Genomic DNA, 17,765 nt, shown 5'->3' on the forward strand with positions numbered 1-17,765 from the left:
AAACAAAAGTGGGTATGTTAGAACTTTTACAAGAAGATGTTATCAAGCTGTTTATTGCCATTGCCATAGGTGCTGCAATTGGAGCCGAGCGCGAGTATAAAGACAAATCGGCTGGATTCAGAACCATCACGCTGATCAGTTTCGCCTCTTGTCTTTTTACAATTCTGTCTTCAAAAATAGGTCCACCCAATGTACCCGACCGGATAGCCGCAAATATTGTTACCGGTATCGGGTTTTTAGGTGCCGGCGCAATTTTCAAAGCTGATAACCGAATTGGAGGACTGACTACCGCAGCTACAATCTGGGTTTCGGCTGCAATGGGCATGTGCGTCGGCAGTGGTAATATACTATTAGCCTTTGAAGCACTTGGGCTGATTATGATTATCCTGTTGATATTTTGGTATATAGAAATTATTATTGACAATGCTGCCGAAACAAATACCTATAAAATCACCTGCCAAAAAACGGATGAAGTTTTAATTATCTGCCACGATTTGCTGCAAAAACACAAAATCAAGGTGATTGATTACAAACTGCAGCGCTTTGAACATTTTTATGTCATGACCTTTACAACCAAAGGCAGAAAGGAAAACCACCGCAATTTTGTTCAAAATATGATTAACGAAGAAAGTGTAAAGGAGTTTGAGTATTAACCCTTTTTCTTGGTTTTTTATCAAAATAACGGCAGCATACTATAATTGCCATCGCCTTATTTGTCATTTTAACAGCCGCTCCTTTTTATCAAATCGGCCTGCTGCAAAAAATGTCAAATCACATATCGGTTTGTTCTGCACTGGTAATTATTTTTATTTTTTTTAAAAAACAGAAAATATTTATTGTTTATCAATAAATAAGCACTATGTTTGCATCATAATTTAAACTTCAAAAGTTATATTATGAAAAGAATTCCAATAATTTTTCTTCAGGCAGTTGTCATAATAACCGGCATCGCCGCCCTAACCTTTATGCTATGGGAGCCTCATATTGAAGGCAGAAATATTGATTCTACACTTTTTGAGATTTACTTCAAAGACCCATTTCTGATTTATGTGTATATCGCTTCAATGTCTTTTTTTGGGGGGTTGTATCAGGTATTTAAACTGCTGCGCTATATCGGACAAAACAACTTATTTACCCAAAATTCTTTGAGCGCTTTGCGGACAATTAAGCACTGTGCAATAGCCCTAATTACCTTTGTATTAGGAGCAGAAGCCTACTTTTTCATAGTTCAGTCAAATAAGGGAGAGGATATAGCAGGTGGTGTTATGATAGGTTTTTTCATGATTTTTATTGCTCTTATCATTGCTACAATGGTAACCTTGTTTGAAAAAATATTACAAAATGCGGTAGAAATGAAATCAGAAAATGACTTAACCATTTAAGAGATGCCAATTATAGTAAACTTAGATGTGATGATGGCAAAACGTAAAATTTCTCTGAATGAACTTTCAGAAAAAGTGGATTTAACCTTATCTAATCTTTCCATCTTGAAAACGGGAAAAGCAAAAGCTATTCGATTCAGCACTTTAGAATCAATTTGCAAAGCATTAGACTGCCAACCGGGGGATATTCTGGAGTATGTAAGTGAGGATGAAAAAACAACAAACCGGTAATATTGGAAACCATAATACACATCTCTAACTTCAACTATTCATAATATGAAAAAAATTTTACTTGCCGCCTTATTTCTGCTGCTAATAGTAAGCGGACTTATTTACCGTAAAAACTATATCCTGCAAAAAGAAATTGCAAAAGCAAATGCCGAGTTTAACAACTATACTCCCCCCAAAATTTCTGACTGGGGAACTGTTGATTCTGTTTTCTTTACCCCACTCATTGACTGGCACGCGGAATCTGCTGATTTAAAAACAGAGGCGGGTGTCAGCTATTTAATCAAAGCAGGCAATCGCACAATTTTATTTGACCTGGGGTATAATCCCGATGAGCAGGAGCCATCCCCATTAATGCACAACATGCAAAAATTGGGTGTGTCAATAGATGACATAGATATGATTTTTATATCGCATAACCACTTTGACCATGTAGGTGGAATTAAATGGATGAAAAACAACACATTCTCACTCGGAAACACACAAATTGAATTGGGTAATAAAAGAATTTTCACACCCATTGACATGACCTATCCGGGACAACAACCTATCAATACTCAAATACCACAGTTACTGGATTCGGGAATTGCCACTATCGGTGCCATACCTGCAGAACTTATTATCGGCAGAATAGAAGAGCAGGCGTTAGCCATTAACATTAAAGACAAGGGCATACTGCTTATTGTAGGCTGTAGTCATCAAACCATTCCCAAGATTATCAAACGAACAAAAGATATTTTCTCCGAACCTATTTATGCCATAGTTGGCGGGCTTCATTTCCCGATTCCGGAAGGCAGGCTTAAAATGATGGGAGGTCTTATTGACGCACAACGCATAGGCTCAGGCAATGGGCCATTTGACCAACTTACCCAAAAGGATGTAGATGACAACATCAAAATGATCAAAGACCAAAACATTCAACTTATAGGTGTCGGAGGACACGACAGCAGCGATGAGGTAATCGCGCAATTTGAGAGGGAGTTCGGAGATGCTTACCGATATGTAAAGGTTGGAAAACAAATAGTGTTTTAACCTGCGAAGAAAGCACCGCAAACCACCATATTGGATAACTTTTGCACAACTTCTTTTTTTCAGTTCATCGTACTAAAATCATTGTTCATTCTCAGGAGATTGAAAAAATCAGCATAACTACGCCAACCTCCTTGAGTTGTCCGTTGTATGCAATTTATATACTCAACTACCTAAATTGCTTTGCTGCTATCCTTTTGGGATAATTATTGTCCCAGATTGAAGCTAACTCGGATCCCACCTCTGGTATTTGTAATCGGGAAAGAGGCAGAGGTTGCCGGGATGTTTCGTGTTCGGTCGTAAAACAGAGTTATTCTAAGCCGTTCGCTTACTACATAATCTATGGATGGAGCAATTCTGATGGTTTTCATTCCGCTTGTCGGCTCACCCACGTTTTGGTCTAAGCGATAGTTCATCGTAACATTGTTGCGATAGGACACATCGGTATTAAATACCAGGTCGTTTTCAAGGTCAAGGGCTTTCCCTCTAAACTTAATGAATTTCATTTTTAGCCCTTTCAATCGGTAACCCAATCCAATAGTAAATTCTTCTGAACGCTGTTCGCTAAGTTGATAATCCTGAAAACTCATGCCCAACATGCGCGACCGTTTGTAATCAAACCTTGTAGAAAGACCATTTACCCAGGTCGCGTCTATTCCAATCAGCGGCGATAACTGTTCGGAAATTATCACCTGCGGAATTCGGTAATAAGAGAAGAAGTTACCGGTAAGTGTATCCAGGTCGCTTAGACCCGCTATACGCAATCTTTCGGAAATAAGATAATCCACGATGTTTTGGTCATTGGGCAACAGCATGGCATCTGAATAATACCGGTCGTCAAAATTGAGGTTGTTTTGGTAATTGTTTACGCTCAACGTAGAAGTATAGCCATGAGTAATGTTAAAAGTTGCAAATACCTTTTTCATGGCCGGCAATTTATTCAAACCGTTGTAGGTAAGCCGCCAGTTTGGTAGCGGTAACAGGTTCAGTCCGTTAAGATTGGCTTTGCGGGCATCTTTGCCCGAAAAAGCAGCGAGGAAGGCAGGCAACAATACATCTTGAGAATATGGCCCGTAGCCTTCTGCATAATTTAATAAAGTAGTATCATTCAATAAATCGCGATAAGGACCCAGAGTTACACCCGGATTATAGGTTTCAAACTGTTCTTTGAAGCGTTGTGAAAATATTTCCCTGTATTCCTGAAACTGAAGAAAAGTGGTAGAAACAGCTATGCTGTCGCTTTTCCGAATTTTGTCAAACATAGTGGGCAGTGTGAAATAAGAAATAGTATAGCTGCCGGTATATATTTTTGACAAGTGCATGAACTGATTGTTCGTTTCATCTAATTTATAAAACTCGGAATGTTGATTGTTGTGAGTGAGGTCTAAATTTAAGTCAATTCTTAAATCGGTAAAGGGTTCGAGGTTGGCCTTGATATTCAGGGTTTTATTTGAAGATTGACGCACCTGATCATTCACATACCGGTTAGCAACCAATAAGCTATCATCTGCCATCCATTCTAACCAGTTTTTCAATTCAGGTTGGTCGCCCAATATAAAATCCCATCCTGGTCGTGGGCCGTCTTCCCAATTCATTCCCAGATTTCTGGGTATTCGGTTAAATCCCGGTACAACGGTTTCGTTTCGTTCACTATAAGTAATTGATGCCCGCCTCAACATCAATAAAGGCCGAAGTATGACTCTTGCCGCATTGCTTACCCCACCTGAAGAGGCAGTTTTAGTTTTAGATGACTTATCATTACTTTTGGGTTGCGCAGATTTGGGTTGAGGCTTTTTAGTATTGCTTTTAGGAGCATTGATGTCCTTAATAAAAGGAATGCTGGAATATAGCTTAACGAAGTTGAGTTCTCCGTTCAACTGGATATTTCTTCCGTTACCAAAAATATTGCCTAAAGTATCTGCCATGGCTATCGGACTTGCCTGCCAATAGTAGGTACTGCCGTATCGGGCACGCACCTGTGTCCAACTCAAAAATGGAATTTTGTCTAACGGCAGGTTATAGTTTATATTGGCTGCCTGATTATAAGTTCTGGTGCGTCCCAACCTTTTAATATTCGTCCAAAGGGTGTCCTTTGGTGTTTTCCCGATTTGCGGCTCATCAATCACCGAGGTATTGTTTGCCGTAAAATCGGCAGTGATAGAACGTGTCGGGTTGTAAGTAACGCCATAGATTCGATCCCATGTAAACAATTTGTCGTAACAGGCAGGCAGCAACAAGGTTTCTCCTACTACCGGTCTGAGTTGTAAAATATTTACCTGCCGGTTAATGTTATTTCTGAAAGATACAGTGCTTGGTATGATATTAAAGTTAAAGTCTTTGAACAGCTTCAGATAATTGCTGTTTGATTTGATCAGTCCTTTGAGTGGAGACCAATAGATGGGGCGGGCAGTGTAGGCATAACTGATACTTCCTCTGTGGCGCTTATCGGTTTGGCTTTCGATGACCGGATCGCTCAATTCAGTTTCTGTATAGGCATAGGTAAATGACAGGTTTTCAACATCATAAGGCATCGGAGCGCGGTTGCTGTTGGTGCGTTCTTTTCTCAGATTAGTAACATTGATGCTCTTTATGCCTGTGCTGGTCTGCCGGTTTTTTCGGGCAATGCGAGCACTATCTGCACCATATAAGTTTTCTATTTCCTGAATATTTCTTTTGGTCAAGATGTCAGTATCATAGGGGTCATATTGAGGAGTACTGATGGTTTGGGAAATACCGGCATAAACCGGAATACGGATAGCTGCATTTTTTGGAAGAAGTTTACCCATTTCAAGGGTGGCTGAGGCATCATATTGATATAGCAAATCGCGATATCGCTCATTTGCCTTTTGTTCCAAAGTGCCGAAATTAGGTGTGTGCATACTACCGGAAACCGTGATATTTCCCAAGTCTGCCAGTTTTACATCCATTCGTGCCAGGGCTGCCCAACCTGCAGTTTGGTCAAAGTCTGAAAGTCGCAATTCATTAAACCAGACTTCGGCACATTTAGGCATTCCATCGTCGGTTGTTTCATTTAAAATCGTGCGTTTGGGATTTCTTACGCCTAACATAATTTGTTTGACCCGTCCAATATCGGGACTACCAACTACCGTTATTTTTGCCCATACTGTATCGCCGTTCGTTTTCCAGACAATAGGCACTTTCTTAACCCAAGGCTTGTCTGTCCGGGTATTGGGGGTAAAGTTGCGCTCAATTTTAGCTTCAACCAAATCCTGTATTCTAAGGTCTAATTCATTGTCTTCCGGCCATATCCAATATCGGTCAGAATCCCCACATTCGGTCGGAGTCGGGTAAAGCGCGCTGAATATATCCCTGTTTTCGCTTGATGTAACCTGAAGGGGGATTTCATACTCATAGTAGTTATTTTGAAAATCGTCCCCAATTCTGATAAAAGCGCTGATTTCACCATCTTCAATAGGGTTACATGCGCCAAATGTGGAGAGAGATTCGGCATGGATAAACATTTTCAGCCTTTTGAACTGCCGAAAATCCATATCTATACCCCTGAATATACCTCTTGCATAACCATCCTGCAAATCTCCCACCTGAAGGACAGAAGATTGCTCGTTTTGAAGCAGGTTAGCCACTGCTGTTCCGGCTGTAATTTCGCGGTTAATACATGGAGGAATACGGTAAGGAACAGGTTGTTGTGCCGAATTTTCTTCAATACTTGCCGAAGTCAGATTGAAGAAAGTTGAGGGATCTAAGTCGTTAGGAATATATTCACCTTCTTCGACAATCAAGGGTTCATAACGGCGCCAGGTATTTCTTACCATGTTAAATCTTGCCATCCGGCAGATGACCGGTTCTTCAAAACCGGTGAGAAACAAGCGCATAAATTCTATGTTGCGAAGATTAACGCTCCCTACTTTTTCGGTGTACTCATTGATGGGAATTCTGAAATAGTACCATCTTACTGTGGTATCAGACGGAACACCCGGAACATCTCTAAGACGGGTGTCAATATATTGTACCAGATAGTCCTGACCGATAACCATTTGGTCGGAAGGCTTCAGATTGATGCGATACTGAAAATATTCTTCCGAATCATTCATTGTATAGTCGCGGTTCAAGTCCTCCATTTCCGGGAAATTGGTGCCTGAATTGGTAAATCCGCTGGTTTCTGCCTGTGCCGGTGAATTCCCCTCAGGTCCGTTAAAATCTTTGTATCGGTCTGTTATTGAATTGGTTGGAATTACATCATAGTAAGTATCCCTGAAATGCCTGAAGTTGTCGCTGCTCGGGTCGGCAAGTAATTTTGCATAGGCATCGGGATTCAGAATAGCCGAAACATCTCCCAAAAAATCGCCAAACTTAGCTACTTCGGAAGTATCATTCAGTCCATCAAATCCAACATCCTGGGTTTCTCTAACATCGGGGTTGTTGTCAAATGCAAATGTAACAGGACGGGTTTTTGAAACCACACCCCAGTTTGTTTCATCCAAATTGACGGTCTGTAAAAGGGCATTTTCATAAAACTGCCTTCCATCTTTTAACACATCTTCGGATACATTTCCAAGTTGCAAATACAACTCACCCTGATTGGTTTTTTCTGTAATGAATGGGTCTAAAAGCCAAAATTCAATGAACTCCACATTTGCCCGTTCAAAATTTTTGAAAGGGCTGTCGCGCATAATTCCCCCCCAACGGGTTTTAGGCTCCAACAGTTTTCCGTCAGGAGCGATTCCCGCAGAAATGCCCGGTCTGCCGGTAGTTTCGTAATTATAGGGGCCGCGCTCTTCGGGGAAGAAAGCAATATCGAGCGGTCGCATCACGACTTGTCCGGTAAAGCTTTGGGTATTTGGAAAAATATCTGTTTCTAAGATAGGATAGGTATAATAATCAAAAGGCTGGTCAACACCCCCGGTTGTTCGTCCAAACACATTATCTACCTGATACCAGGCTATTTTTGCACGGTTAAAGCCGTAAGACAGATCGTTAACATATTCTGCCTCCGGAAACAGAATATTGCCGGATTGGTCCGGAGAAAACTTTGGTGCACTTGATAAAGTCCAGGCAGTATAGGGAAACTTAAGGTCATATTGGGTTCTGCTTCCTTCAAAATCATCTACATAAACTGTTCCATTTTCGTCCACATTAATGCCTCTTGCATGGCCGGGTAAAAATCCGGCTCCTTCGGCATTAAATGAAATAGAAGAAGGTTCTTTGGTGCTATATAGCGGGAGTTTGTCGAGTGCCTTGGTCAGCCATGGAGCCGGTGCAAAATAATTGGCATCTAATCCCACCATCGAGTTGGCAATCGGGTCGTTGCCATAGTCCACTTTTTGAGTAAACGGCCTTTCTGACAGTCTCACAAAGGTGCCCCCGATATTAAAATCCCGATGAATTTTGTAATCTAATCTGGTTCCGAGAAAAGTGCGTTGTTGTAATCCAAACGTGCCATTATCTTCAAAATTCACATTGACTGGCACACCGGAATTGATGATGGCATCGTTAATGATAATCAACCTGCCGAGATTGTAATTCACCTCATAATCTACCCCTTCTGTTAAAATCATTCCTCCGGCAGTTACCCTTACTGATCCTTTTGGGATATTAAATGCGCCCAAAGCAATTTCTGAGGTAACCGAAGATTTGTAAGTTCCTTTGATAAAATAACGATTCAACTCCGGAAACATGGACGCAATTACGCGGGTAGAGTCATAAAGATAGTTATACACATATCTTTTAGCGATTTCCGGATTTACATTCTGTTCTTCAAATTTGTTCTGGAGGTTTTGTCCAAAAGGCTCCAATACCGGAAAATATACTTTCCCGGTTCGGGTATTAATAGTTCCAAACCTGAGCGCATTATTGGATATATTGCCCTGTCCTCCTTGCTGGGTTTGCATGCCCATACCGGTATTCATTCCGCCCGTTGTGGTAGCAGATTGAATGGGCGGGGCTGCTCCAAAACCCGGTTTAGCATCAATAAAGTCAAAGCAACAATTGCCATACGGCTCATTGCTGGCATTGGTCTGATCCAAGTTCATCAGGGCAATTAAAGGAACTCCTTTAATGCCATCTCCTTCCGGGATATAGCGAATGTCTCCTTTTCCGGGCACTTCGTAATATACATCGAGTCTGAAATCCTGGGGTTGAATTTGATAAGCGCCAAGCGCATAGACATTTTTCATCATCAGCTCCCAATTCGGGTGCTTAGGTTCATGGCGTATGCTGCGAAGCATTTTCAGAAATAAAACGGTAGGGTTGTTTTCTATATCTGAAGGCTGACGTTCTTCGGCAAGTTCCCCTACCTGATAGCGTCCTCCGTAAATAGTCGTATATTCATAAGCAACGGCAAGCACTGCATTGTCGGGAAGCCTTGAGTTGAGTGAAATATATCCGAGTTGAGGGTCAAAACTAAACTCTGTCGGGTTGAGTTTTCGGACCGTCATTTTCTTAAAATCCACCACATCTTTCAGTTGTGTGGCTCCGGCAGCATTTTCCAAAATCGGGGCAACATCTACTAACTGGCGAAGCTGTGGGTTACCGACTAATTTTTGGTATAAGTCATTGGTCAGGTTGTCGGGAAATGTTCGTCCCGGTGTTGGAGTAGTATTTTGGTTATAGGGTTCGTTTTCACCTAAATCCGAAAAGGCAACGATATCGCGTTGTGTGTCGCTTGGAGTTCCTCTGCTGTCGCTCACATATACATCAACTCGTGTGATCACAACTTCGGAATTAACATAAGGCAAACTTCTCAGTGCTTTTTCGTAGTTTTTCCTGAAATATTGTGCAAGGAAAAAGTGCCGGTCTTCATCATACTCTTCGGCAGAAATCCTGAACTGCTGTTGTTGTGCGCCATTTTGTAAGGTAATGTTTCTGGTTTTTGACCGTTGTTGAGACAAAACGGAATTTATGGTCAATCTGCCAAACTTGAGTTTGCTTTGAACTCCAAAAAGATTTTGAGAACCCGGAATCAGCGTTACCGGCAAAGGGAAATTGACATTTCCGGCACGTAACTCCTGAACAATTTCATCTTCATCGCCAATGTATTCGAGTTTGATTTGATTTTCAAAGTCAAAAATAGCACGGGTATTATAGTTGGTATTGATTTTCATTTTATCGCCAATCTTACCGACTACCCCCATATTGATATTCATATCAAAAAAGAAATTAGGCCCCTGACGTCGTACAGTGGACAACAAAGCAGGATTGTCTATCCTTTGGGTTTGAAAACCAAATTCCATATCAATGCTTCCGGTAGGGCGAATATCCACGCCGCCCGGGCCAAACAACCGGTCAAACAGTTCACCGCCTTTGTAAAGGGGAGGTATTAGTCCTTTTCCTTGCAACGGAGTGGAAGACTCAGATTTTTGCAACCAATAATTAGACTGCATCTGTTCCTGCCGGTATTTCCAAAACTCTTCAAAAGTCAGATAAGTAGGCGGGCTAAAATATTGTCCGTTGGCATAAGTTTCTGTAATGATATAGGTATTTGATTCCGGATCGTATTCAACATTTTGTTGAATGGAAGGGGGTGTTCCCAAATCAAACGGATTGTTGGATGGGTTGGTCAGATAGTCTCCTTCCCGATCGGGAAGGGGATAAATAAGCGGCTCTTCCGGTTTGGGTGAATCCGAAGGCAGGGGTATCGGCAAAGTGGGAATAGCAAAAGGAGGTGGAGGAATAATGCCTCCATTTGTTTCGCCGACAACGGCGGCAAAGGTGGTAACCAATAAAAAGATAACGATACCGGGTATTAAATACTTCGTCCTATGCACGCTTAAAGGGGTTTTAATCATCAGTTAAAACAGACATCAACAGAAATACCACCACTATTGCTAACCAATTCAGGTCATAAAATCATATAGCAGATAGCGTTAAAAACGAAAATTGATTGATGGGTTTTTCTGTTTAGAATATGATTGAATATTTTAGCTTGTCTGTCAGAATTGTCTGATTGGTTAATGGATTGCCACGCGGGTTGCCCGGTGTGATGGTTAAAAGGGATAAACTGTTGTTTAACTATTTTGGAAAGTTCAATAAAATCAATCTGCTTAAACGCAATAGCATTGCTTAGTAGTATGAAATTAAGAAGGTAATTTTTAATGGTTACAAAATATTATGGAGTTGATGATATTTATATTATTTACACACTATGGTGTTAAAGTGCCTGTAGTGCTTGTTTTAAAAGTGTTTCCACATTACTAACCGCAGGATTTTCCCTCAATACCCGAGCTATTGCCTTTTGAGCTATTGGCTTGGCAATTCCCAAGGTAAGTAAAGCGTTCAGTGCTTCTTCTTTAAAAGCTGACGTGTTGCCAATTGTGTCGGTAACAACCAAGGTTGCCGGCAGTTTTGACAACTTGTCTTTAAGTTCCAAAATAACCCTTTTAGCTGTTTTTGGGCCAACCCCTTTCATGGTTCTGATAAGATTTTCATTTTCGGTAATGATGGCTTCCTGTATTTCCTGTGGATTTAATGACGAGAGCATGATTTGTGCGGTTGCAGGCCCAATGCCAGACACTGAAATAAGATGTAAAAAAAGTTCTTTTTCTGCCTCGCCTGAAAATCCATACAAGGTATGGGCATCCTCTTTGATGTGCAGATGTGTAAAGAGTTTTCCTTTTTCAAGATGCTGAATACCGCTAAAGGTGTTTAAGCTGATATTGACATGATAAGCCACCCCACCAGAGGTTTCCATCACCACATAAGCCGGTGTTTTTTGGGTGAATTGCCCTACAATATAGGCTATCATGCTTTTTAAGGGTTGGTTATTGCGGGTGCAAAAGTAGAAAAAAATTATGGGAATTAGGTAATAAAACAATTTGGGCATTGCCGTTCAATATCTGTACAATTCGCTTTTTTTATTTGTTTTTTAATAATGATGGTCAAATCACAAATAACTTTTTATGCAGTTATTCTCCTCTCGTATGAGGAACCGGAATTTATTATCTTCAGGATTCATACTCCGATTAGCGCCAATGAATATTTTCCGTACCTCTGCCACTTCTTGCCCATGTTTATTAAAACGCTTCCCTAATATTAACTTTACCCTCCTACTTCCTAAAAGGGGAGATGCCCCTAATTATCTATCCCAACTCCGCTCAAAATATACTAACCTTTCAACGGGTTTCAAAGTCCCCTTCAGAGATTTAAGGGTGCATTGGGATTTAGGGGTAACAGCAGGCAGCGAAGTAGAAATAACCCTACTCACCCTAACCAGTCAAACCATACTACAAACCACACTTGCCGCAGGGGAAACTAATAAAACCATTTCGGTGGCACATCTGCCGGAGGGGGTGTATTTGTATTCCGTTGAGCAATCGGGGAGTGTGTTGACGCGGGGTAAGGTGGCGGTGGTTAGGTAGTGAAAAGTGAAAAACTAAAAGTGAAAAACCCTGAAAGGTGGTAGTGTTTAAAATCCTTATAGGTTTGTCAAACCTATAAGGATTGACAAATACAGGCAATTATCAAAAACATAGGATGTTTCTGAAACATCCTATGTTTAAATAGTTTCAGGCAACCCAGGTAAATTATTTTTCGTTAAGAAAAGTAGGCATCTGATGCTCAAAAAAACTTTTTTTCAAAAAAAATGAAAAAAAAGTGCGATTTTGGGTTGATTTTTTTGTGTGAAAAGGAATAATATAAGTAAAGCAACCCAAAACCCTGTCTTAGCCGATAGATAAAACTAAGAAGATGCGATTATTTTTTTCCACCACTCAAACTTTATTTTTTATGACCGAAACCCACGATACTGTCGAAGCCTTGTCGCTGTTGGAAAGTGTTAACACCCAAACCGCAAAACGCATGAAAATTGCTTTGGCCATGCAGGAGGGGCAGTATAGTAAAGCAGATAGCATAGGAAACACCCTGCCACAGACGGGATTGGACAATCAACATTTCCGCCAATTGTTGACTTTGCAGATAGAAATGGCACAAAACAACCGCAGCTACACACAATTCAGCCCTGAAGAAGATGCCCTGTTAAGTCAGATTGCTCAAAGTCAGACTACCTCGGCAATGAGTGCCAAAGTACTGCGTTATTTAGCTTATGGCGAAGAGATATTGGTGCAACTACCACCCTTGCCCGATGAACTTTCAGAAGGTATGCCCATTCAGTTTAAGTACGGCGCAGCAAATTCAGATTTAATCAGCTTATATCCTAATCCCGCCTCCAAGCACCTGCAAATACAGTACAACCTCCCCTCCAAAACCGAGGCAACTGTTGAAATTTACAATGCCTTGGGCAAGTGTATCTACCGACAGGCTGTATCCGAAAACGGCAATCTGCACCTCAATATCAGCAACTGGTCAAACGGCATATACTTCTATCGTCTATTGCAAAATGGAAAAACTGTGGTCAGCAACAAACTAATGGTGGTACAACACTAATTTACTAACCTGCAACGATACTGCCTATGCGTAAAAAACATGGGCAGTATTGCTGTATTTAAAATATTGACTATGAAAAATATTAGCATTTTTGTCGTCTTAATTGTTTATGGGTTAATTGTAGTAGGACAACCCAAGTATTTCGAAAAATCTATTAGTTGGGGTTGGGTACAGGGTTCAAACAAAGTATATTTCACAAGCGACACATCAATTGTTTTTAGTTGCGGAAGTATTGCAACCAATACGACACTTGAGAAGGTCAATTTACTCTTCACCGACCAATTTGCCGAAAACCAAACGCTGTTGACTTACGGAGAGGAATTTGGCTCATTTGTTATATTAGACCTTATAACTACGCCATTTGGATATGCCTTTTGCGGGTGGATGAACAACGAACCTTATGAAACGCTTCCATGGGATATATACAGCTACCCGTACATTATGGAGGTTAATCATGCAGGCGAGGTAATAAATCACTATCAGTTGCCCGATCCTCCTTATGAGGGGAATGGCAGTGCTTTGTTATATTACCCCGAAACCAATACTTATTATTTGGGCGGGAATGCATTTACCACCGCCGCTGAACCCGATCGTTTAGTCATGACCAAAATAACGGACGGTGAAATTGTTTGGCGAAAGTATTACGATAGTTTTATGAAACGAAATAGAATCTTCGATTTATTGCCCACCTCTGATGGAGGATGTTTTGCTCTTGGAGTAGTAAATTACTCTTCTGCCTCAATTTATGAAGGAGAAGTATTACTAATGCGAATTAACCCCGAAGGGAATCTCATTCTTAGCAAAACTTTTAAATGGAACTGGCTTAAAGCAGGAGGATTTCGTTTGAACAGGTTTAATGAAGATAATTTAATCATTACCGGATTTAGTAAAAATAATAATGCACTTTTGTTAAGAACTGACACTTTAGGGAATATTATGTGGGACAGACATTATGAATTTGGCAACAATTTTAATGAAACTGTTAATGCTTTTCAGTTGGGCGATAATATTGTATGTGCAGGAAGCAGAAGGCATACCGGTGGAAAAGTAGAAGCGTTTCTTATGAAAGTGCGCGGCTCGGACGGCGAGCCGTTATGGGTGCGCTATTTTGACGCAGAACCCAATAACGATTATTTTTACGATTTCACCCCTGCCCCCGATGGAGGTTTTCTGTGCGTGGGCCGCACCGAGCCGGTCGGTGCTGCCAATGTGTTGGTTGTCAAAACCAACTGTATGGGGCTGCTCAGTCTTCCTCAGGCAGATTTTACATTCGTACAAGATACCACCCCGCCGGCATTGTTCACCTTCTTCAATCAAAGCCAATATGTTTATCCCGACAGCATAGACGGCGGGCATTTTATCTGGGAATTTGGCGACGGGGCTGTCAGCAACTCAACCCACCCCACTCACATCTATCCCGAAGAAGGCCACTACCTCGTTACCCTCACCGCCATAGTTTGTTCCGATACCAGTGTTACCCAACAGCTTGTATATGCGCGTTCGGGGAGTGGTATTGCGGTAGGCATCCCCGATAGCTCTTGGGAGGGGTCAGGGGGTTCTTCCATCCTCGTCTATCCCAACCCCGCACAAAACACCCTTACCTTCGCCCTACCCGAAGGCTTAACTCCCCCTTCAGGGGGCTGGGGGGTAGAGGGGGATTTAGGGGTAAGCATCTACAACCTCACCGGTCAAATGGTATTGCAAACCACCCTTGCGGCGGGTGAAACAAACAAAACCATTTCGGTGGCACATCTGCCCGAGGGGGTGTATTTGTATTCCGTTGAGCAATCGGGCAGTGTGTTGGCGCGGGGTAAGGTGGCGGTGGTTAGATAGTGAAAAGTGAAAAACTAAAAGTGAAAAGTGAAAAACCCTGAAAGGTGGTAGTGTTTAAAATCCTTATAGGTTTGGCAAACCTATAAGGATTGACAAATACAGGCAATCAGAAAAAACATAGGATGTTTCGGAAACATTTTATGTTTAAACAGCTTCAGGCAACCCAGGTAAATTATTTTTCGTTAAGAAAGGCAGGCATCTGATGCTCAAAAAAACTTTTTTTCAAAAAAAATGAAAAAAAGTGCGATTTTAAGCTGATTTTTTTCTGTGAAAAGGAATAAAATAAGTAAAGCAACCCAAAACCCTGTCTTAGCCGATTGATAAAACTAAGAAGATGCGATTATTTTTTACCACCACCCAAACTTTATTTTACATGACCGAAACCTCCGATACTGCTGAAGCCATGTCGCTGTTGGAAAGTGTGAATACCCAAACCGCAAAACGCATGAAAGTTGCATTGGCTATGCAAGAGGGACAGTATAGCAAGGCAGACAGTATATGTAACACTCTGCCCCAAACAGGATTGGACAATCAATATTTCCGTGAGTTATTGTCTTTGCAGATAGAGATGGCGCAAAACAACCGCAGCTACACCCAGTTCAGCCCTGAAGAAGATGCCCTTTTGAGCCAGATTGCTCAAAGTCAGACAACCTCGGCAATGAGTGCTAAAGTACTACGCTATTTAGCTTACGGCGAAGAGATAATGGTTGAACTTCCACCTATGCCCGAAGACCTGACGGAAGGAATGCCCATACAGTTTAAAACCGGTGTTGCTGATGCTCCAAACATCAATATTACGCCCAATCCGGCATCAGAGTATCTACAAATTTACGCTAACCTGCCTTCAAAAACGTCCGCCAACATTAGCATATATGATGCCTTTGGCAAATTAACATTCAGCCTTTCAGTTACAGAAAGCGGTAAAACATTAGTAGCCATGAGCGATTGGCCAAACGGGCTATATTTCTGCCGGGTTACCAGTAACGGAGCAATAATAAGCAGCAGTAAAATTTTGGTCGCAAAGTAATATTATTGTATATAAACTGCCATGTTCAAATTCGAGCATGGCAGTTTATATAATTCTATCGGCTTACTCTGCTTATTTCTTAAAGAAGTAGGTCAGAAATCATTCCCAAACTTTAACGTTCATCAAAAACAATTACAACTATGTTTCGCATAATAATTATATTTTTGTTTTCACAAATTGTACACGCACAGGAAAAATATTTCATCAAATCGTTAGGTTTTGATTCTTTTACTTCAGCTGGAGGAAAAGTGTTTTATACGTCGGACAGCACGCTGATAATCGGGGGAGGAAGTCACTTAACTACCGAATCCCATATTAAGTCATTTCTGTTTTTTTCAGATAGCGAAGTAAGCAGTTTTAATAAACTAAATTACGGTTTAGAATTTGGAATATTTATCTTACAAGGATTAGTAATCACGCCATTTGGCTATGCATTTAGCGGCCAAATAAATAATGATCCTTATGGCACTTATCCTCCTACCGGTTATCCTTTTTTAATGGAAGTCAACCACGCAGGCGAGGTGTTAAACCTCTACCAATTTCCCGATCCTCCAATTTTGTCAAATGGCAGAGCACTTTTATATTATCCCGAATCCAATACTTATTATTTTGGCGGCGAGTCAGCAACCACTGCCTCCGAACCCTACCGTTTAATGATGACCAAAATAACGGACGGAGAAATGGTTTGGCGCAGGTATTATGACAATTTTAGCAACAAAAATAAGATTACGGACTTACAGCCAGCCTCAGACGGAGGATGTTTTGCAATTGGAATGGTAAATTACGGCAATATAACTAGTTCTGATGGAGATGCCTTATTTATGCGTATAAACACTAATGGCGATATTATTCACAGCACAATTTATGATTGGGGATGGAAAAAAGCAGTAGCCATTCGTTTTAACAGCTTCAACGATAATAATTTTATAATAGCCGGTACAAGTTATATGGATTATTATAGTGGTCGAGTACTTTTGTTAAGAGTTGACACGCTTGGAAATACTATTTGGGACAGACATTATCAACTAAGTAATGGTTTTAACGAAGCTTCTGCTGTTTTTCAAGTGGGCGATAATATTGTTTGTTCAGGAAGCAGCAAACGTAACGGAGCAAAAATTGAAGCATTTCTGATGAAAGTACGCGGCTCGGACGGCGAGCCGTTATGGGTTCGTTACTTTGACGTGGAACCCAATAACGATTATTTTTATAATTTCACCCCTGCCCCAGATGGCGGATTTCTGTGCGTGGGCCGCACCGAGCCGGTAGGCTCTGCCAATATGCTGGTCGTCAAAACCAACTGCATGGGGCTGCTCAGTCTTCCGCAGGCAGATTTTACTTATGTACAAGATACAACACCGCCGGCATTGTTTACCTTTTTTAACCAAAGCCTGCAAGTCTATCCCGACAGCATAGACGGGGGGCATTATATTTGGGATTTTGGCGACGGTGCTGTCAGCAACGAAATAAACCCCACCCACGTATATCCCGAAGAAGGCGACTACCTCGTTACCCTCACTGCCATTGTTTGTTCAGATACCAGTGTTACCCAACAGCTTGTTTATGCACGTTCGGGGAGTGGTATTGCGGTGGGGCTGCCTCCCGACCCCCTGAAGGGTGAGAACTCCATCCAAGTTTACCCCAACCCCGCTCAAAACACACTGCAAATCACTATTGCTTCCGACCCGCTGCTTGTTGAGCGAAGTCGAAACGAGCCTGTCTTTACCCTCTACAACCTGACCGGTCAGTTGGTGTTGCAAACACAGTTTGTTTCGACAGGCTCAACAAACACGACAAGCAAAACCATTTCGATAGCGCATTTGCCGGAAGGAGTATATGTTTTTGAAGTATTTGATGGTGTTGTGTTGGCGCGGGGTAAGGTGGCGATGGTGCGGTAGAGTTTGAGAACT

11 protein-coding genes are annotated in these 17,765 nt (G+C 41.5%); 9 read left to right on the top strand and 2 right to left on the bottom strand.

All coding sequences use genetic code 11. From position 1 onward, the window contains the following. The first annotated feature begins 14 nt into the window (after window positions 1–14). The 4 genes from IPM47_00515 to IPM47_00530 all read left to right on the top strand — a co-directional run bounded on the left by IPM47_00515 (window position 15) and on the right by IPM47_00530 (window position 2,642). On the top strand, window positions 15–653 hold the full coding sequence (locus IPM47_00515; protein QQS29468.1) for an MgtC/SapB family protein: 639 nt from the start codon (window positions 15–17) through the stop codon (window positions 651–653). Between the two features lie 243 nt (window positions 654–896). After that, window positions 897–1,382: a DUF2975 domain-containing protein gene (locus tag IPM47_00520; GenBank protein QQS29469.1), complete on the top strand. Its 486-nt coding sequence runs from the start codon at window positions 897–899 to the stop codon at window positions 1,380–1,382. Window positions 1,383–1,385: 3 nt separating this feature from the next. Further along, window positions 1,386–1,613 carry a helix-turn-helix transcriptional regulator gene (locus tag IPM47_00525; GenBank protein QQS29470.1) on the top strand — a complete coding sequence of 76 codons (228 nt, stop codon included), beginning with the start codon at window positions 1,386–1,388 and terminating at the stop codon, window positions 1,611–1,613. Window positions 1,614–1,658: 45 nt separating this feature from the next. After that, entirely contained in the window at window positions 1,659–2,642 is a 984-nt protein-coding gene (locus tag IPM47_00530; protein QQS29471.1) for an MBL fold metallo-hydrolase, read from the top strand. A gap of 203 nt (window positions 2,643–2,845) precedes the next feature. On the opposite strand, the gene sprA is transcribed toward IPM47_00530, so the two are convergent. Together sprA and ruvA are read right to left on the bottom strand one after the other, a co-directional pair. Then, window positions 2,846–10,384: a cell surface protein SprA gene (sprA, locus tag IPM47_00535; GenBank protein ID QQS29472.1), complete on the bottom strand. Its 7,539-nt coding sequence runs from the start codon at window positions 10,382–10,384 to the stop codon at window positions 2,846–2,848. Window positions 10,385–10,767: 383 nt separating this feature from the next. Further along, window positions 10,768–11,361 (bottom strand): Holliday junction branch migration protein RuvA, encoded by a 594-nt coding sequence (gene ruvA / locus IPM47_00540; protein ID QQS29473.1) that lies wholly within the window; start codon window positions 11,359–11,361, stop codon window positions 10,768–10,770. 226 nt (window positions 11,362–11,587) lie between these two features. On the opposite strand from ruvA, the gene IPM47_00545 reads away from it, so the two are divergent. From IPM47_00545 to IPM47_00565, 5 genes are all read left to right on the top strand, one after another. Further along, on the top strand, window positions 11,588–11,974 hold the full coding sequence (locus IPM47_00545) for a hypothetical protein (protein QQS29474.1): 387 nt from the start codon (window positions 11,588–11,590) through the stop codon (window positions 11,972–11,974). A 328-nt stretch (window positions 11,975–12,302) separates the two neighbouring features. Beyond that, window positions 12,303–12,998, top strand: coding sequence for a T9SS type A sorting domain-containing protein (locus tag IPM47_00550; GenBank protein QQS29475.1), 696 nt, complete (start codon window positions 12,303–12,305; stop codon window positions 12,996–12,998). A 72-nt stretch (window positions 12,999–13,070) separates the two neighbouring features. Next, window positions 13,071–14,831, top strand: a complete 1,761-nt coding sequence (locus IPM47_00555) for a T9SS type A sorting domain-containing protein (GenBank protein ID QQS29476.1) — start codon at window positions 13,071–13,073, stop codon at window positions 14,829–14,831. A 334-nt stretch (window positions 14,832–15,165) separates the two neighbouring features. Then, window positions 15,166–15,858, top strand: a complete 693-nt coding sequence (locus IPM47_00560) for a T9SS type A sorting domain-containing protein (protein ID QQS29477.1) — start codon at window positions 15,166–15,168, stop codon at window positions 15,856–15,858. A gap of 140 nt (window positions 15,859–15,998) precedes the next feature. Continuing rightward, entirely contained in the window at window positions 15,999–17,753 is a 1,755-nt protein-coding gene (locus tag IPM47_00565; GenBank protein QQS29478.1) for a PKD domain-containing protein, read from the top strand. Window positions 17,754–17,765 lie beyond the last annotated feature (12 nt).

Source organism: Sphingobacteriales bacterium (assembly GCA_016700115.1).
Lineage (GTDB): Bacteria > Bacteroidota > Bacteroidia > Chitinophagales > UBA2359 > UBA2359.